The 18,906-nt window shown below is 43.2% G+C and carries 13 protein-coding genes; 8 read left to right on the top strand and 5 right to left on the bottom strand.

Annotation, left to right across the window (positions count from 1 at the left end; translation table 11 throughout):
• Positions 1 to 22 precede the first annotated feature (22 nt).
• The 3 genes from VRU48_RS08195 (at position 23) to glgB (ending at position 6,169) form a co-directional block, all read left to right on the top strand.
• Entirely contained in the window at positions 23 to 1,390 is a 1,368-nt protein-coding gene (locus VRU48_RS08195) for an MFS transporter (protein WP_330107436.1), read from the top strand.
• A 212-nt stretch (positions 1,391 to 1,602) separates the two neighbouring features.
• Positions 1,603 to 4,074: a glycoside hydrolase family 31 protein gene (locus tag VRU48_RS08190; protein WP_330107435.1), complete on the top strand. Its 2,472-nt coding sequence runs from the start codon at positions 1,603 to 1,605 to the stop codon at positions 4,072 to 4,074.
• 94 nt (positions 4,075 to 4,168) lie between these two features.
• Positions 4,169 to 6,169 carry a 1,4-alpha-glucan branching protein GlgB gene (gene glgB / locus VRU48_RS08185; protein WP_330107434.1) on the top strand — a complete coding sequence of 667 codons (2,001 nt, stop codon included), beginning with the start codon at positions 4,169 to 4,171 and terminating at the stop codon, positions 6,167 to 6,169.
• A 379-nt stretch (positions 6,170 to 6,548) separates the two neighbouring features.
• Here glgB and VRU48_RS08180 read toward each other — a convergent pair whose 3' ends face one another.
• The 3 genes from VRU48_RS08180 to VRU48_RS08170 form a co-directional block, all read right to left on the bottom strand.
• The gene (locus tag VRU48_RS08180; protein ID WP_330107433.1) at positions 6,549 to 9,248 is read right to left on the bottom strand and encodes a CHAT domain-containing protein; all 2,700 of its coding nucleotides are present in this window, start codon (positions 9,246 to 9,248) and stop codon (positions 6,549 to 6,551) included.
• Positions 9,249 to 9,393: 145 nt separating this feature from the next.
• A complete protein-coding gene (locus VRU48_RS08175) occupies positions 9,394 to 11,376 on the bottom strand; it encodes a DUF7849 domain-containing protein (protein ID WP_330107432.1) in 1,983 nt (660 codons plus the stop codon).
• A 107-nt stretch (positions 11,377 to 11,483) separates the two neighbouring features.
• Positions 11,484 to 12,452, bottom strand: a complete 969-nt coding sequence (locus VRU48_RS08170; protein WP_330107431.1) for a hypothetical protein — start codon at positions 12,450 to 12,452, stop codon at positions 11,484 to 11,486.
• Between the two features lie 178 nt (positions 12,453 to 12,630).
• Here VRU48_RS08170 and VRU48_RS08165 point away from each other — a divergent pair, with 178 nt between their 5' ends.
• The 3 genes from VRU48_RS08165 to VRU48_RS08155 all read left to right on the top strand — a co-directional run bounded on the left by VRU48_RS08165 (position 12,631) and on the right by VRU48_RS08155 (position 16,485).
• Positions 12,631 to 13,191, top strand: a complete 561-nt coding sequence (locus VRU48_RS08165; protein ID WP_330107430.1) for an RNA polymerase sigma factor — start codon at positions 12,631 to 12,633, stop codon at positions 13,189 to 13,191.
• A gap of 4 nt (positions 13,192 to 13,195) precedes the next feature.
• Positions 13,196 to 13,924, top strand: coding sequence for a tetratricopeptide repeat protein (locus VRU48_RS08160; protein ID WP_330107429.1), 729 nt, complete (start codon positions 13,196 to 13,198; stop codon positions 13,922 to 13,924).
• 206 nt (positions 13,925 to 14,130) lie between these two features.
• A complete protein-coding gene (locus tag VRU48_RS08155; RefSeq protein ID WP_330107428.1) occupies positions 14,131 to 16,485 on the top strand; it encodes a sensor histidine kinase in 2,355 nt (784 codons plus the stop codon).
• A 105-nt stretch (positions 16,486 to 16,590) separates the two neighbouring features.
• Here VRU48_RS08155 and VRU48_RS08150 read toward each other — a convergent pair whose 3' ends face one another.
• Both VRU48_RS08150 and VRU48_RS08145 read right to left on the bottom strand, forming a co-directional pair.
• Positions 16,591 to 16,812: a hypothetical protein gene (locus VRU48_RS08150; RefSeq protein WP_330107427.1), complete on the bottom strand. Its 222-nt coding sequence runs from the start codon at positions 16,810 to 16,812 to the stop codon at positions 16,591 to 16,593.
• Positions 16,813 to 16,921: 109 nt separating this feature from the next.
• Positions 16,922 to 17,347 (bottom strand): hypothetical protein, encoded by a 426-nt coding sequence (locus VRU48_RS08145; RefSeq protein ID WP_330107426.1) that lies wholly within the window; start codon positions 17,345 to 17,347, stop codon positions 16,922 to 16,924.
• 125 nt (positions 17,348 to 17,472) lie between these two features.
• On the opposite strand from VRU48_RS08145, the gene VRU48_RS08140 reads away from it, so the two are divergent.
• Both VRU48_RS08140 and VRU48_RS08135 read left to right on the top strand, forming a co-directional pair.
• The gene (locus VRU48_RS08140) at positions 17,473 to 18,378 is read left to right on the top strand and encodes a hypothetical protein (protein ID WP_330107425.1); all 906 of its coding nucleotides are present in this window, start codon (positions 17,473 to 17,475) and stop codon (positions 18,376 to 18,378) included.
• Positions 18,379 to 18,437: 59 nt separating this feature from the next.
• Positions 18,438 to 18,902 (top strand): endonuclease domain-containing protein, encoded by a 465-nt coding sequence (locus VRU48_RS08135; RefSeq protein ID WP_330107424.1) that lies wholly within the window; start codon positions 18,438 to 18,440, stop codon positions 18,900 to 18,902.
• Positions 18,903 to 18,906: the final 4 nt, after the last annotated feature.

The raw sequence follows: 18,906 nt of genomic DNA, 5'->3' as shown, positions 1-18,906 counted from the left end.
CCTAACCAAATAAACCAACCCCATGAACCACAAAACATTAACCGAAAATCCCAAACTGTCTCTCGCGCAGATCATCAACATGAGCGTAGGCTTTTTTGGCATCCAGTTTGGCTGGGACCTGCAGCGCGCCAACATGGGCCGTATTTACGAAAACCTGGGGGCCAATGCCGACCAAGTGCCTTTGTTGTTCTTGGCCGCGCCTTTAACCGGACTCATTGTGCAACCTATTATCGGTTACCTGAGCGATAGGACTTGGCATCCGCATTGGGGTCGTAGGAGGCCATATTTCTTTATCGGCGCGCTGGTTAGTAGCATTGCCCTTATTTTTATGCCACACAGTAGTGCTTTGTGGATGGCCGCGGGCCTGTTATGGGTGCTCGATGTTTTTGGCAATATTGCCATGGAGCCTTTCCGTGCCTTTGTAACCGATAAACTGCCTGATAGTCAGGTGAACCGTGGTTTTATTATGCAAAGCCTCATGATTGGTTTGGGCGGCAGCGTGGCTTCTTCGTTGCCTTGGGTAATGAATAATATTTTCCACCTGACCAATACCGCAACACAAGGCAATATTCCAGAAAACGTAAAGTTCTCTTTTTACCTGGGTGCTTTTTTCTTCTTTGCAGCGGTGCTGTACACGGTTTTAACCACCAAAGAATATCCGCCTTCCGCTAAAGAAGAAACCACAGTCCAAAGCAAAGGTTTTGGTTCGGGTGTGAGAGAAATATTTCATGCCTTGGCCAATATGCCCAAAAGGATGCGGATTGTATCGTTGGTGCAATTTTTTACCTGGCCGGGTTTATTCTTGATGTGGTTTTATTATACCACGGCCGTGGCGGTAAACGTATTTGGCGGCAAAGATGCCAGCGATCCGGTTTATGCGCACGGTGCCGACTTTGGCAGCCTCACTTTGGCGTATTATAGCGTGGTTACCTTTTTGTTTGCCTTAGTGTTGCCTAAAATTGCCGACCTGCTGGGCCGTAAAACCACCCATGCGCTTTGTCTGCTTTGCGGTGCGCTGGGCCTCATCAGCGTGGCTTGGGTGCACGACAAAAACATGTTGTACCTCTGCATGACAGGTGTGGGCATTGCCTGGGCTAGTATCCTGTCTATGCCTTATGCCATGCTCAGCGGTTCTTTGCCCAAAGATAAAGTGGGAATTTACATGGGCATTTTCAACTTTTTTATCGTACTGCCCGAAATTATAGCTTCTTTGGGTTTTGGCTGGCTCATGAAAAACGTATTGCACAATGACAGGCTGTTGGCTGTTCAGTTAGGCGGCGCGCTAATGATTTTGGCTGCGGTTATCTGTTATGTTTTTGTCAGGGAGCCGAAGCGTACCGACGAAGTTTTGGCGAACAAATTGGAAGTAGAAGAGGGGCGTTCGGTGTAAAAATCACACTACTTGTAAAAACCTCAAAAAAATGGAGGATAACTAAGGGATTTTTAATATGTTTATCCTAGTTCCTTGTTGCTTTTGTGGGCGTTCTTTGCCTACAGGCCGACGAGGGGGAGCGTTAAATTGGTTGGTGAAGAGCACCAACGGCCAATATTATTCGAAATAGAGAATGTTATTGGTTTTAATTGGGAAACGAAGATAAACTTATGGAAGAAGAATTGAACAAAGAAGAAAAAGAAACGCCAGTAATTGCTACAGAACATATTGAAGACGATATTATTCAGCACCTGAATAACCCTGTTACCAGTTTAAAGCCTATTGTAAAACAGTACCTCACTTCTATCGTAGAGGTTAAAAAAGAAGACAACAGGTTTTATTTTTCAGACGGAAATGCGCGGGTAGAAGTGAGGGTAGTGAGCGACGAGATTATCCGGGTAAGAATGGCACCTCACAGTGTTTTTCTCGACGATTTTTCTTATGCCGTACCTCAGGTAGACCAACGTGTGAGCACTTTTAGGCTCGAAGAAACCGACGAAGATTACCTGATTGCCACCAATACCGTTACCTGCAAACTGAACAAGGAAACCTTTCATATTTCATTTCTCGACAACCACTCGAGTATGGTGATGAGCGAAGACAGCTCGCCGATGCACTGGGAAGAAAACGTTGAGTTTGGAGGCTATTATGTTTTTGCCACCAAAAATTGCCTGCCGGAGGAGAATTTCTTTGGCTTGGGCGATAAGTCGGGTAACATGAACCTGCGGGGACGTAAATTCCAGAACTGGAATACCGATGCCTACTCTTTTGGCTGGGATCAGGATCCGCTTTACCGTACCATTCCGTTTTATATCGGCGTACATCAAGGCGCCTCTTATGGCATCTTTTTCGATAATACCTTCCGTTCTTACTTCGATTTTGGCAAGGAAGACCACCTGAAAACCAGTTTTTGGGCCGATGGCGGAGAATTGCAATACTATTATATCCACGGGCCACACATGATGGACGTGGTTAAACGCTACCAAAGCTTAACCGGTACGCATAAACTGCCACCAAAATGGGCTTTGGGCTATCATCAATGCCGTTGGAGCTATTACCCAGAGTCGAAGGTAAGGGAAATTGCCGAAGGTTTTAGAGAACGCCAGATTCCTTGCGACGCCATTTATTTGGATATCGATTACATGGACGGTTATCGTTGCTTTACCTGGAACAAAAAGTATTTTCCAGATCCTAAAAAAATGATCAAAGACCTGGCCAGCATTGGCATGAAAACCGTGGTGATGATCGATCCGGGAATCAAGGTAGACGATAATTATTGGGTATTTAAAGAAGGCAAGGAAAACAATTATTTCTGTCGCCGAAGCGACGATTACTTTATGGAAGGCCACGTTTGGCCAGGCCGTTGCCAATTCCCCGATTTTACCAATCCAACGGTAAGACAATGGTGGGGCGGACTGTACAAAGAGCTGGTTGATTTGGGCGTAGCCGGATTTTGGAACGACATGAACGAACCTGCCGTGTTTGGCGCAGGTACTTTCCCTAACGATGTTCGACATAATTTCGATGGTTATCGCGGATCGCACCGCAAGGCGCACAATATTTACGGTATGCAAATGGTGCGTTCAACCTACGATGGTTTGAAAAAACTGATGCGCAACAAACGCCCTTTTACCATTACCCGTGCAGGCTATTCGGGCGTACAACGCTACGCTTGTATATGGACGGGAGATAACGTGGCTACCTGGGAGCATCTCAAACTGGGCAATATCCAGTGTCAGCGTATGTCTATTTCTGGCGCCCCGTTTATTGGAACGGATATCGGCGGTTTTAGCGGCGAGCCTGATGGCGAATTGTTTACCCGCTGGATCCAGTTGGGCACTTTTTCGCCGTTTATGCGGGCGCACTCGGCCGGCGATACCTCCGAGCGCGAACCTTGGAGTTTTGGCGAACCGTTTACCAGCATCAATCGTAAATTTATCGAGTTGCGCTATCGCCTAATGCCGTACATCTATTCGGTGTTTTGGGAGCATCACCGCTACGGTTTCCCTATTTTGAGGCCATTGGCGATGCTCGAGCAAGAAAATATCGGCAACCATTTCCGCCAGGATGAATTTACCTTTGGCGATAAGCTGTTGGTTTGTCCGGTATTGGAGCAAGGCGCCACTTCGCGGGTTGTATACCTGCCTAAAGGCCAATGGTACAATTTCTGGACCCACGAACTACTTGATGGGGGCAACGAATACGATATCGAAGCACCTTTAGAAGATATGCCGCTGTTTGTGCGGGCAGGTTCGGTATTGCCAGAATATCCGGTGATGCAATATGTGGGCGAAAAACCGATAGACGAGGTTTGGCTCAATATTTATTATGCCGATTATGAGGTCAATTCATTTATGTTCGAAGATCATGGCGATACTTTTGCCTACGAACAGGACATTTACCTGGAAAAGAAATTTGTAGTCAAAGGCGATGGTCGCAATCTATTTATCGAGCAGATGATAGAAGGACTATATACCCCGAATTACGAATTGTATGATTACAATGTAATCGGGTTGCCATTTGAAGTAGCCAAGGTTTTTGCCGACGACAAGGAAATTACTGATTTTTACCTAGACGAACGCAAACGCCTAAGATTCAAATCGAACAAGAATTTTATGCACATCAAGATTATAGGTGCCTAAGTACTAAACGCTACAGTTAAAAAATGTAGCGTTTAACTGTAAACTACAAACTGCCAACTGTGAACTGAAGCCGTAAACTGCCAATTGAAAAACTATGCCTAACGCTAAAAGGAATACCCCGAGTAAAAAGTCCTCTCCAAAAGAAAGCGTTTTAGATGCTTTTAAAAGTGTTTGGGCTCATAGTTTGTTTACCGACTTTGATGTTTCGCTGTTTTTGTTGGGCAAGCATTTTCGTTTGTACGAGAAAATGGGGGCACACCTTTGTACGGTAAATAATGTGGCCGGTACCTACTTTGCCGTATGGGCACCCAATGCGCAACAGGTTGCCGTCACGGGTAATTTTAATGGCTGGAGCAGGGAAAGCCACCAACTGAACAAACGTTGGGATAAATCGGGTATTTGGGAAGGTTTTATTCCGCATGTGGCCAAAGGCGAGGTTTATAAATATTACCTCAAAGGCTTTGATGGCAGTGATATCGAAAAAGGTGATCCCTATGCTTTACGCTGGGAACATCCGCCACAAAAAGCTTCTATTGTTTGGGATGTAGATTACGGCTGGAAAGACAAAGCCTGGTTAAAGAAAAGGCCAAAGCTCAATGCGCTTAACCAGCCAATTTCGGTTTACGAATTGCATTTGGGCTCTTGGCAACGCGATCCGAGCAATCCGGAAAGGGTGTTAAGCTATGGCGAAATTGCCAATACCTTGGTTCCTTACATTTTGGAAATGGGCTTTACCCATGTAGAGCTGATGCCTATTATGGAATATCCCTACTATCCATCGTGGGGCTATCAGGTAACCGGTTATTTTGCAGCAAGTTCCAGACATGGCGCTCCTCAAGATTTGATGTACCTGATCGACCAGTTGCACCAGCACAATATTGCGGTTATCCTGGATTGGGTGCCTTCGCATTTTCCAGGTGATGCCAATGGCTTGTTTAACTTCGATGGTACGCACCTGTTCGAGCATGCCGATATGCGTAAGGGTTTCCATCCCGATTGGAAATCGTACATCTTCAACTACGACCGCAACGAAGTGCGTTCTTTTCTCATCAGCAATGCCTTGTTTTGGCTTGAAAAATACCATGCCGATGGTCTGCGTGTTGATGCGGTAGCTTCGATGCTGTATTTCGATTTTTCGAGAACACCCGAAGAAGCGGGAACCAATGAATACGGTGGCAGCGAAAATTTAGGTGCGATAAGTTTCTTGAAAGACCTGAACGAAGCCGTTTATGGCAATTATCAGGGGGTGCAGACCATTGCCGAAGAAAGCAGCACTTTTGATGGGGTAACCCGTCCGGTATTTGCAGGTGGCTTGGGTTTTGGCATGAAATGGATGATGGGTTGGATGAACGATACCTTAAAGTACTTCAAAAATGATCCCATCAACCGCAAATACCACCATCATCAGCTAACCTTCAGCATTTCGTATGCCTTTAGCGAGAATTTTATGTTGCCCTTTTCGCATGATGAGGTGGTGCATGGCAAATCGTCTATGATTTATAAAATGCCCGGCGACGAATGGCAAAAATTTGCCAACCTGAGAGCCTTGTATGCCTATATGTTTACACATCCGGGTACTAAGCTCTTGTTTATGGGCAACGAATTTGCGCAAACCAACGAATGGAATTTTAGCGAATCGCTTAATTGGGATTTGTTGCAATATGCGCCGCATGCCGGTATGCAAAAAGTGGTGAAGGCTTTAAACCAGCTTTACCGTACAGAGCCGGCGCTTTATCAATATAATTTTTCTTACGAAGGCTTTGAATGGATCAATGCCGACGATATGGACCACTCTGTATTTACGTATTGCAGAAAGGGTTCCAAACCGAAAGATACTTTGCTCGTAGTGCTGAATCTTACGCCGGTATACCGCGAAAACTTCAGGCTTGGCGTACCTGCAAAGGGCAAATGGAAGGAAATATTCAATACTGATGCATCCGAGTTTTACGGAAGCAACAAACTTAATCCAAAAGCCATAGCAACAGAAAATATAGATTGCAACCATCACAAGCAGTCGATAGCGATTAATTTACCACCGTTGGGAGCTGTTATTTTTAAAAAGGAAGCGGGAACCAATGCCAAAAAGAGTACATGAGTTTAAAAAGAACAACAAAGGCGAATGTTGATTTGTCACCTCAGACACCTAAGAGAAACTAAGGCTTTTAATTTAGTCACTAAGGTGCACTTGGGCTTCTTAGGCGGTGAAAATAGTACTTTGTCTACGTATTAATTACCACCTCAGACAGCTAAGGGAGGCTAAGGTTCTTAAAATTAGTTATTGACGAGTTGAGGTGTCTAAAGCTTCTTGGGTGGTGAAAATGATGTTTGTCCGCTTGGTTTTACCGCCTCAGGCACCTAAGGGAAGCTAAGATTCTTAAAGTTAGTTATTGACGAGCTGAGGTGTCTAAGGCTTCTTAGGTGGTGAAAATAATGTTTGTCCGCTTGGTTTTACCACCTCAGGCACCTAAGAAAAGCTAAGGTGTCTGAGGTTCCTTAGGTGGTGAGGACAATAATTGTGTAATTATGCTCATTTTTTTTCTAAGCCAAAGCAAAATGATTGTCATCATAAGAACTAAGACACCAATACCTGCAATCCATGTCCAGCCGAACGGTGTTTCCAAATTTATTTGTTGGTCTGTCCCCATATAAATCAGGCTATCCCAATAATAAGGCAAATACAGCGCATCGTTGTTTTGTGCTTGTTGCAGCCAGTCTAATTTGGCCTGATGCAAAGCTCGTCCATTGTTTTCGCCATTTAATAGGTTTTTATAAAAGTTACTGGTTATAACCGAAGCCGCCACGTCATTTACGTTCCATAAACCGGCAATGGTAGCTGATGTGCCAATGGCATTAAAGCCCCTCGATAAACTGATTACGCCTTCGCCATTGGCCAATAAGCCGTCGGCGGTTCTGCAGGCACTTAATACCACCAACGAGGGTGCTTTTTGTTGAGCGATAAGTTCGAACAGAAACAGTTTTTCTTGACCAAAATCGAGTGTAGGTTCCTGGTTTTTGCCCGATAAATAGGCATGTGTACCGATATGCAACACCTGATTACGTCCAAATTCATTTTTAAAGCTTTTCGCATTGGCTTGTTCGTTAAACAAAAAACGGCCTCTGATTAGTTTTTTTATGCCATCGGCCTCTGCCTGTACCGCTTTTAGGGGAGCATTGTTGTTTTGTTGGTGCGTAATAAAAAAGCCTGCAAAACCCTTTTGCTTGTTTTTTTGTGTATTGGCGCTTAAGGTTTGGAGCGAAAAGGCATAAGTAATAGTGTTGTTCTTGATCAAAAATGGCCAAGCCGAAATGTTTGGGCTAAATCGATTGTTGGTTAGCAATCCATCAAAAGAAATATAGCCCAAAATACCATCTGGAATAATCGTTAGGGTTTCACCTTTGTTTAAACGGACGCCTTGCAGGATGGTGTTGTAAACCTGATAAGAAGCCAAATAAAATGCTTTGGGCGAGTTGAGCATGGCACTTGGTCCCTGTTGGAAATAAGTGCTCACATAGGTTTGGATAGTCTGCTTGATTTTGGAGGCATCAGATAGACGTAGCACCGAATTGATGCGACCATTGCCCATATCGAGAAGATAGATGGCCTGTTCGCCCACAAAATATTCCAGCGTTCTTTGGGTTGGCAAGGATGCTTCAAATGCTGGATTGGCCGTTTGCAGTTGCTGATATTTTTGTTGCAGTTGTTTATTGATCAGGGCTAAATCATACTTAAGTCCGGCGATATGCTGACTGGCCGATGCAATGCCTTCCAGTTCCTGTTTTTCCTGATAGGCAATGGCCAACTCAAGGTTTCGTTTCTTGATAAACAGCGAGTCTTTTTGGTTCAAACCCATCAATTGCTGGTTGCGCCTGATTTGGTCTAACAAGGTTCGGCTCTTGCTCTGTTCCGCAAAAATCAGGATTTCGTGCAACAACGATTTTTCATGGGTTTGCTGGTAAAGCTGGTAGCTGATTTCGATTCCTTTTTCAGCGGTGTTTTTCAGATCGGCCTGTAAACGCTCTTTGGTTTGGTCGTCGGCAAATTCGTTTCTGATCTTGTCGCCAGCCAACAAAGCCAATTTGATGTATTTGATAGCCAAATCAGCCTGTTTAAGCTCTTGATGTGCGATGGCGAGCTGTTCAAAAACCTCCATTACCCGGTTATCGCCATAAATCCGTTGCGTAATGAGGTTGTTTTTGCCGTCTTTTATTTTTAAGGTGAGCAACGTTTTGTCGAAAAATTGAATGGCCTGCAACGGTTGTTGCTGCATCAATTTTAATCGTCCTCTTTGGGTAAACAGATTGGCCCTTTCCCTGAGCCATTTATTGGGATAATAGCGGTCGAGCAAAGCAATTGCCTTGGCTAAATAGGCGTCGGCCTTTTGGGGTTGATTTAAAGCGGTATATACATTGCCAGCCGTGGAAAATGAGCTTGCCAGCCAATAGGCGCTCTCTGCATTGATGTTTTGCCTTTGGGCATTGATATTCGCTTCGATCAGTTGGGCTGCTTGCTGGTATTCCTTTCCTTCGAAAAATATACCAGCCAAAACATTACGTAAAACCACTCGTGTCTTGGCATCTTTGGCTGCTAATTTCAAGCCTTCGTTAACGCTTTTTTCGGCTTCGGCCAAATTGCCCATCGATTGGTAGCAAATGGCCATGTTGCCATACATAGAAGCAATGTCGGCAGGCGGGTATTGGTTTTTAAGTTGAAAATTGAGGGTTCTGCGCTGCAGGTAGAGCGCCCGTTCGTAATCGCCTAGGCGGGTGTAGTTGTTGCTTAAGGGTTTTAAGGTATAGTCGACAATTTCATAGCCGACCACTTCGTTTTTCAAATAATAGGCAAAAGCCGATTCATAGCTGTTGATGGAGCCTAAGATATTGCCGGTTAACAATTGATGATAGCCCTGTACGTTCAGTAAATCCAAATAGGCAAAGTGCTCTGTTTGGTCTTTGGCTTTGCGCCATAGCTTGGCTTGGGTTTGCAAGAGGAAAGGCAGGTTTGCCTGCGGATTATTTTTGGCATAATCCAACCGCTCATAAATCCACCCGCTTAAATCGTTGGCCTTTTGCAACGAATCCAAACGAATATCCAATAACCTGCTTTGTGCCAAAACAGCCAATTGCGCCCCAAAAAACAAAAGGAAAAAGCTAAAACGTAAAAAAGCTGAGCGCATAAAAGGTTTGCATTTCAGCTAATTTAATGATTTTATTGCTTAGTTAATGGTTTGCGGTTTTCGGCTGATCATCGATCAGGTAATCCCAAAGCCAATCCGTTAATCAGCTTAACAAACCAATGAACTATTGAACCAATGAACCCATCTAGAACTTCCAGGTTACATAGCTCGCCATTCGGTTGTTGTTGGTTTTGGGATCGTAGAGGTAGCGGAAACCGATAGACGGGCCTACACGCACCAAGCCAAATTGTACATCGGCAAACAAAGAGGCATTCAAGTCGGAGAAATGCTTTTTGCTCGAATTGGCTATCCTGTCTAAATTAATCTTACCTACGCCATTGGCTGCGGTAAGGTTGTATTTCAGCTCGTCGATGTCTTTATCGTACAGGTTAAGCGAAACCAAGGCTCCGGCACCTGCGCCAACATATTTATTAAGGTTATAACGCACCTGCAAAGGCACTGCGTTAATGGTTATTACTTTCTTGGTTTTATAATAGTCTTTTTTGTCTATCCGGTAGGGCGTATTGTTGATGACGGTATCTTTTGAGGTGGTGGTAGAACTAACGAGATACGTATTTTCTTTAAAGGTATTGAGGAAGAGCTCGACCTGCCAATAGGTACGATGAGGCGCATAAGGAGCCAAGCTAGCCCCAATCACGATATTTTTGTTGTTCAGGAAGTTTTGGTTGTTCGTTTCAAAAGGAAAGCCATAGCCTAAGATAATGCCTGGAGAAAGCCCCATTTTAAAGCGGCCCACAGCTCGGTTGGTATAAATAGGTTCATTTTTGTCGAAAACAATAGCAGCACCGCTTTTAATCGGCAGTTTTTCGGGCTTTTCCTTAAACCTGATCTTATATTCCACAAAACCCATGGTCGAATCGGCATCGTTAACCCCTTTTTGGTCGAGGCCGGGCAGGTAGATATTGCTAAAAACAAAATGCACACTGTCTGTTCCCTTCAGAACCTTGAGGCAGCTCTGCCCGCTATAAGCCGAATCACAGGTAATGACTTCGGGTTTGGTTTTGGTGACTTTTAAAGTAGCTGGATCGAAAACCGGAGCTATATTTACGGCCACGTCAACCTTTTTAGCCGGACCCTTGCCGGTATTTTGGAAACGGATTTTATAAGTAAGTTCCCGGCTTTTACTGGTAAAGCGGTAATTCATCCTACTTTTTCGCAATACCATTTTATTGGGGTCGTGCGAAGCTACGATTTGGAGTTCGAGGTTAAAAAACTCTTTTTCTACCAAGGGATTATCCGGAATAAACACCGCCGAAAGGCGAACAACCGCATTGGTGTCTTTCAGCATTTCAGGAGTAGTCTTAAACTCGAGAAAGAGGAAACGTTCTTCGTCGGTTTTCAGGCCTTCAAATCGCCAGCCTTCCTGGTTTTTAAAATCCTTGGCTTTGTCTTTAAACAATACTTGGTCTGCTTTGGGCAAAGTTAATTCTGGATTTGCCGAAGCATAATAAACCGGTGTTTTGCTTTTTTGTGGCAGGTAGGCCGTTTGCGTCATCGGTTTCAGATCGGCCTTTTTCTCCCCGAAATAGGTTCTGGCTTCGGTCAGTACAAAATTGTTGTTGCTAAACTCGCGATCGTTGTATAAAATAGCCAATGTGCCATTCAGGTTGGGTTGTCCGTTGCTGGCTTTGTTTCTGTAGCCAAAAACCAGCATCATGTCGTCGCCGGGTTTGGGCATGGCATTGCTTTTGAGTTCGATGCTGCCACCCATTTTAAAAAAGTTGGGTGTATTCGAAGCCAACATGGGTTTGCCTCCGCCACTTGGTTTGGTTGGTTTAATCGGTCTGGGCCTTGTGGGTGGATGCTTGCCATCGTCGTAGTTGTTGGTGGCAAATAACCGGACCATGGTAGGGTTCGAAGAACTGTAAATATGCAGGGGGTCTTTTTCGAAACTGAAGCCCCCATCGCCAAATTCCCAAAAATAGGTGTAAAAAGGAGCAGGAGCACCCGAAATTGGTCTTAAGGGCCTGAGCTCGGCACTGAACTTGGTAACGCCGTTCTCGGTGGTATAACTGATTTTGGCTGGTACGGTATCAGTGGGCAATACCTGAGCCTGTACTACATGGAAGCCTAAAATAACCAATAAGGGAAGAAGAAGCGTTTTCATGAGTACTAAATTTATAGATTTTTATCTGAAATAAAGAAACGGCAAAAAAAGATGAAGCACGCATTCGGCTCCATCTTCCTTGTTAAAAATTGGGGGATAATAAGCACTTAGTAATTGTTTAAGCCATTGATAGCCTGTTGTATCTGGCTTTCGCTGGTTTCGGCCAAGGTGAGCGTAATACTTTGGTCGGCCACAATCGTAGTTTCCAGTTCGGCATAGTAGTATTTGCCATCTTTGATCGAGAACGACAAATACTTGCCTTGTACGCCAATCGGCATTGCATTGTCATAGCTTTTTACTTTGTTAGGGCCATCAGGAGTATACAGCTGGGCCACTACGTTGCTACCTTTGGCACAGAAAAACACAAAGGTTTCGCCAGCATAGCCTCTAAAAACAGCCAGGTTGCCAGGATTGTTAACCAAAGTTACACGGGTAGTGGTTTTTGGGTTGCTGTAGCTGTAAAACACGTCGCAGTTGATCCAGCCCAGGTTACCCATATCGAAAGTAAAGGCTTGGGCCGCTGCGGTCACATCAACTTTTACGCCAACGCCGTTGGCCTGTGGAGCTGGTGCCTGCCAGGCCATCTGGTTATTGTTGCCTACTTTTTCAACACCTTCCCAAAGTTGGGTAACACCGGTTCTTTTGGCCGGAATAGAAACTCTGATTGGAATGGCCAAGGCTTGGTCTGCTTTAGTGCCGTTAACCGTTGCGTTCAAATAAATAAAGCCATCCGATGCCAAAGGTGCACCGCTGATGTGATTGGTGTTCATGCCACCAAATACCACGTCGCTTCTTTTGAGCACTTCCATGGCGCTGATGGTGATTTCGCCGGTTACAGCCACGCCACCCAACCTGATGGCACCTGCCGGAATGGTGATTTGAGTGCCGCCTGGCAAGGTAAAGGTATTTGCTACATTACCCATTACTTTTCTGCCCTGCATTTGCGGGCCATACAATGCAGTAAATTCTTTGGCCGAGTAGGCGGCGTTGCCACTGTTGTTTTTGTCTTTCTTACAAGCTGCCGCAAATAAAACGATAAGGGCAACTATTGCATAGGTTAGGTTTAACTTTTTCATGATCTTTGATTTTATATTTCGCTTACTCTCTTCAGGCTTTTCAGCAAACGCCGTTTCATAAGGTTTGATGAGAGATAAAGCCACGGCAAAAAATGTTACCCCATTATTTTCAATTTTTTTTCGGCAATGCGCAAGAAAGAGTAATTTAGGCTAGCAAACCCTCTAAAAAATAGCGCCAATGGCCAAAACAGTACATCCAGATCAGCGTTATCTTTTGGCATTGATGAACAACGATGCCCAATTGATCAACGAAATTTATAAGAAATGTGCTGGCAAGGTCAAATCGTTCGTGTGCTTTAACAATGGCGATGCCAACGATGCCGAAGATATTTTTCAGGAAGCCCTGGTTGATGTATATAACCAGGCCAAATACAAGGGGTTGGAACTTACCTGTCCGTTCGAACCCTTTCTTTTGCTGGTCTGTAAACGCAAATGGCTCAACGAATTGAAAAAAAGAGCTGTTTTGCCGGTAACAAAAGAAGAAGACAGTTTATTACATATCGGCGAGGATACATTTGAACAGGCCGAACAGCTTGAAAAGCAACAAGAACAGTCGAAATTGTTTTTTAAAGCCTTCGAAAAGCTGGGCGAGCGTTGCCAGGAAATCATCAGGTGGAGCCTAAAGGGCGAGGCACAGGAAAAAGTGGCCGAAGCACTGGGTGTTACCTATGGTTATTTGCGCAAAAAGAAATCGGAATGTATGGCAAGCCTAATGAAATTGGTTCAGGTTAACAAATAAAGAGATGGCCGAAGATAAAATAATATGGACAGCCCGTTTTGTAGAGGGAGATTTAAACGAAGCCGAAATGGCCGAGTTTGAAGCACAATTGCAAACCGATGCCGAATTGCAGCAACATTTGAAAAATTACAGGCAATTGCAGCAAGAGCTACGGTTGCAACTGGCACCAGATGCCCATCGCAAGGCACTCCAGCAAACCTTGGGCAAGCTGAACAGCCAGTATTTTGGACACGAAACCAAAATGCTTTCGCTTAAGCCGATCATCAAATGGGCGAGTGGAATTGCTGCGGTTTTGGCCATAGGCCTGTTTATTTGGGCGCCTTGGCGAGGCGATCTTTACCAGCAGTATCATACGCCGGGCCAAATGTTGGTTACCGAACGGGGTGCAGCCAGTGAGACCGAATTGGACAAAGCCGCTGCTTTTTATAACGATGGCAAATACGCAGAAGCCAAAAATATACTCGAAAAGCTGTACAGCAAGGATTCCCAAAATGCGCAGTTGAGCTATTATTATGCGCAAACCTTATTGGCCACCGAACAGGTAGAACAAGGTCGCGAACTTTTGAATGCTATTTACAACGGAGAATCGGCCTTTAAATACGATGCAGCTTATGCCATGGCCATGAGTTATTTAAAAACAGGGCAAAAAACCGAATGCAAAACTTGGCTTCAAAAAATAGCCAAGGGTACCACGCATTATCAAAAAGCAACAGATTTGATACAAAAGCTTTAAAAGCGCATTTCGGGCTATTTCAGCCCCATAAAAGCGAATGTGATATTTCTTTTAAGTTATTAATTTTAATAATTAAGAAATTTTATCTTTGTGTTTTAAGGTTGTCATCCGATCGCTTTCGGATCATTTTTGCTATATTTAGCTCTGATTTAACGTGCTCAAGGTCTAAATTATGTATTCTAGGTATAATAAACTGCTCAATAACCATGGTGAAAAAGTCCAATAAGTTATCGAGCTGGTTTATCTCTAAACCGCAGACCTCGGGCTTCATCACCTTTTTCTTGTTGCTAACGCTTATTTCGCTCATTGTGCATCAGCGTTACGAATTGTTCAGGGAAAACAAGGAACGCGAGGTTTCGAATATCCTGTATGGAGTCAAGCAGAACCTCGAACAATCGCTAAAAAACAGCTATACGGTGGCCCTTACCTTGGCCCTAACGCTCGACAACAAGGGCGTACCCGATCATTTCGAAACCGTGGCCGATCGGCTGATCCGTTCCAATCCCGATTTGCAGGCCGTGCAATTGGTGCCTAATGGGGTCATCAAGTACATGTATCCGATAAAAGGAAACGAGCAGGCCATTAACGTCGATCTTTTTAAAAGTCCGCCTCAAACTGTTTTGGAGGTGAAAAAAGCCATCGAAACCAAAAAGATGTACTATCAGGGGCCGGTTAAGCTCAACCAAGGTGGCGTAGGCGTGGTAGGCCGACTACCTTTGTACATCAATAACAAGTTTTGGGGCTTTTCTGCCGTAGTCATTAGGCTGGAGAAATTATTCAAGAATGCAGGTATCGACAATAAAAAATACGAAAACTACCGATTTCAATTTTCCAAGATTAATCCCATTACCAAAAAGGAAGAGTTTTTCCTGCCGGTTGATGAACGTTTTTCATTGAAACATGCCCATTCGGTAGTTTTTCCGGAAGGCGATTGGAAGCTCTATGTGGTTGACGTTAATGCTTATGACACCTGGTTTGAACTGGCTTCGGCCATTTTGTTTGGATTGAGCTTGGCGGTGTTGTCGAGTTATTTGCTATCGCGATTGCTCCGAAAACAAACCCAGTTGCAGGATCTTGTAAACGATCAGGCCTCGCAGCTTATCAATACCGAAAGCAAGTTCAAAAACATATTCGATAATGCCGCCATTGGTATTGCAAGGGTCGATTCGCGCACCGGACTTATTTTGGAAGTAAACCGCTACCTCTGCAATTTTTTGGGCTACAGCGAAAGGGAATTGATGGACAAGAAGATCAAATCGCTTATCCATATCGAAGATCTGGAAGAAGACGCCAAGCTGTTTAAGCAATTGCTGGCCGGCAAAATAAGGCAGTTTAGTCGGGAGAAAAGATATTTGTCGAGAGAAGGACAGATTATTTGGGGCAATGTAATCATTACGCCGCTTTGGGCTGTTGGAGAAGAGCCCAACAATCACATCATCATTGTAGAAGATGTAACCAAGCGCAAGGCCGAACAGCAGAGCCTGATCGAATCGCAGCAACGTATCGAGTCGCTCATCAACACCATCGACGGGATTGTTTGGGAAGGCGAACCTGGTACTCATTCCTGCACTTTTATCAGTCAGAAGGTAAAGGATATTTTGGGCTATACTGTGAGCCAGTGGACCGAAAGTCCAAGCTTCTGGTTCGATCACTTGCATCCCGACGATAAAGAATGGGTCAAAGTGTTCAGCGAAAAGGCAACTGCCGAAAGGAGAAAGCACGATTATGAATACCGTATGCTGGCCAGCGATGGGAGCGTGGTGTGGATCAGAGATGTGGTTAGTGTAATTGACGAGCCGGGACAAGTACTCAAGCTCAGGGGCATCATGATCGACATTACCAATAAAAAACAATCGGAGTCGGCCTTAAGCAAGTCTTTTAACCTCGTAACTGAACAAAATAAGCGCCTGCTCAATTTCTCGTACATCGTATCGCACAACCTGCGTTCGCATGCCAGCAACATCCAGGGTATTTCCAGTTTGATTGAAAATGCAAAAAACGATGAGGAACGTGATGAAATGATCCAGTTGCTTAAAAGGGTAGCCGGAAACCTGAACGAAACTCTATTTAACCTCAATAACATTGTCAACATCCAAACCAGCATCGACATTGTGGTAGAGCCACTCAACCTCTACGATTATGTGCTCAAGACGCTGGCTACACAAAATGCGCAGATTTTGGCCAAAGACGCCACGGTGCTCAACAAGGTAAATAGCAATATCAAAATCAATTACAACAAGGCTTATCTCGAAAGCATCTTGCTTAACCTCGTTTCCAATGCTTTGCGATATAGTCATCCAGATCGAAAACCCGTCATTTCTTTGAGCTGTTTTGAAGAAAACGATCAGTTGGTGCTACGCGTTTCGGATAACGGGATAGGTATCGACCTTAAAAAGCACGGCGACAAGATATTCGGCATCTACCAGACTTTTAACGGTAACGCCGATGCCCGTGGCTTTGGCCTCTTTATTTCAAAAAACCAAATCGAGGCCATGGGTGGCAATATAGCCGTAGAAAGCGCCGAAAATATGGGAACTACGTTTAAGATTTATTTCAAGTAGCGAATAGTCGATAGACCATGGTTTATAGTCGATAGTCCATGGGCTATTAACTGATGACTAATCAGCCAATGAACCAATGAGCCAATGAACTACTGAACCAATGAACTATTCTTTTTTAGGCGCAATGCCTTTATCCACATCTAAAGTATAGGCGGCTTCGCTGGCATCAAAGGCCTGTTTCAATAAATCGGGATTGGCTTGTTCTTCTTCCAAAGGTTCTTCGTTAAGGTCTAGGCCATTGGCATGAATATCTTTTTGGCTTTGTTGGTCTTCTGCTTCGCTGTTTTGCGAATCGTCTACTGGAATGTTGTCTTCTGGATTGATCATGATCTTGGTTTTTTAATAAAACAGTTGAATAGGGGAGTTGTTTCGCTAAAATTTAATATTGCGCTTAGCTGATTTTAATGACTTATCGACCCATCAGCAAATAAATATTTCAGGCCATTTCGCTGCTGTGCTTGACCAAATTGGAACTGGGTGATGGCCTTAATGGATAAACCAATGCCGAAACAATAACCGGCAAGGCATAAGCGCCGATCAAAACCAGGTCTGAAGTAGCTGCATAGGAAACGCCCAATGTGTTAAAAAGCAAGGTACAGCAAACGGTGCCTACAATGGCAATAATGATTCTTATCTTTTGGGTACTCAGGCTAGTTTTGGTGAGCAGATACAAGCAAAGCCATAAAATAAAAAAAGCAGGAATAGAAGTACCCAGGGCTGCAAAAAAACCAAAAATAAAGAAAGTAAAAACACCTTCGAAAGGAGCGGCCGAAACCATGCTGAAATAAATGACAAACAATAAAGTTCCCACCAATGTACTGGTTAGCCAGATTTTAAACGGATAGGATAGTCTGTAGTTCATCGGTTGGGGTTACTTAAAGATAGGAAATAGTTGGGGGATTTAGTAATACTCTCTTTTTGGAATTTTGAATAAGATTAAAATATCATATCTTAATAGTACACAATATTTTAAAACACTAAATCTAGGTGAATAATTTTAAGAAGTCATTAATTGACAACTGGTCTTTAGAACATGCGGGAATTTTACTTGAAAACAGAGAACTTCATAAGTCTTTGAATGAACAAGAATTCATTACATCAATGGGTGGACTTTCAAACTATATTAATTCAATGCTTTTATATGATGATACAAATTTCATAGCTAATGGATTTGAAAGTGATTGGCAAAGATTTGAATGGTTTCAACAAAATACTTTATTATTTGTAAAGCCCATTAATTCAGATAGTTTGAATATTGACTGGAATAGTCAAGCTAGTTACTCTGACAAAGGAATTAGAAATTATTTAGTCTCGGCTAGACAATTTGAAACAGACCTTTTTGTTAGCCCAGAAAGAGCAGATAGAATCATTACAGAAAGACAAACCAATATAAACAGTCCACTGGATAGAACGTTAGAGATAATTGATGAAAAAATAAAGAATGAAAAGGACTCCTTATGGTACAATAATTTACAAGTTGGGATTGAACATAACTTTATATTTCCATCAATAACACATTATGTATTATCTCAAGCAACATCTTCTGAAGATTTGTTGACCGTTATTATTCAATTAAAAGATAGTGGCAAAGTCAAATCACTTCGTAATAAAATAGAAGAAATAACTTCAAATATAAAAACAGCCTCAAAGTTTCGGAAAGATGTTGAGCAAATGATTAAAGAACAGTTTGGAGAGTCTGCTAAAAGTGATAAACCGTGGTCATTAAAGTTTACTGTTTTGTTTTTAACGCTGACTAAATCATTCAATTTAGACTTTTTCAAAAGAAAAGAGTATTTACTCTTTTTAAAAGACATAATCACTTGTCGAACTGAAGCAAATGGCCTTGCGAAAGATATTGAACGAGTTTTTGGTAAAAGGATTTTGAATTCATAACATACACTCTTTTAAACAGCATTTTAATAATGCTATATTAGTTTATTAACCCTTTCTCTATGGATTTTAAATGTTTGGAATGCAATTGTTCCATTAGCTATGAAGTAAATGGCTACTCTATAGGTTATTTTGGTATTCCGCTCTGCATAAACCATCAAAAGTGGTTGAAGCAACAAGAATTGGTAAGTACTGTCGAAACAATCTCGTTGTATTTTGAATTAAAGGCGCGTAATGTTCCTGCACAACTTGAGAAATACGATGGCTATAAGCATATCGATATTGCAATCCCTGAAGCAAGAGTTAATATAGAAGTTGATGGTGGGCATCATAACTACAATAGTAAGCAAGCCCTCTCAGATTTAAAGAGGACATATCATTCCTTTTTAAAAGGTTTTCTAACACTTCGAATACCAAACTCCCTAATTAAACATCACTTAGAAGAAACGGCAGACCATATTACTGAGATGCTATGTGTGAATAGGGATAGAGTGAATAAAAACAAATATTCTTTTAAGAAGTTCTAGCTTA

This window comes from Pedobacter albus (genome assembly GCF_036324255.1).
Classification (GTDB): Bacteria; Bacteroidota; Bacteroidia; order Sphingobacteriales; family Sphingobacteriaceae; genus Pedobacter; species Pedobacter albus.
Note: the sequence above shows the minus strand (reverse complement) of the source record. Positions and strands in the feature narration are given on the sequence as shown.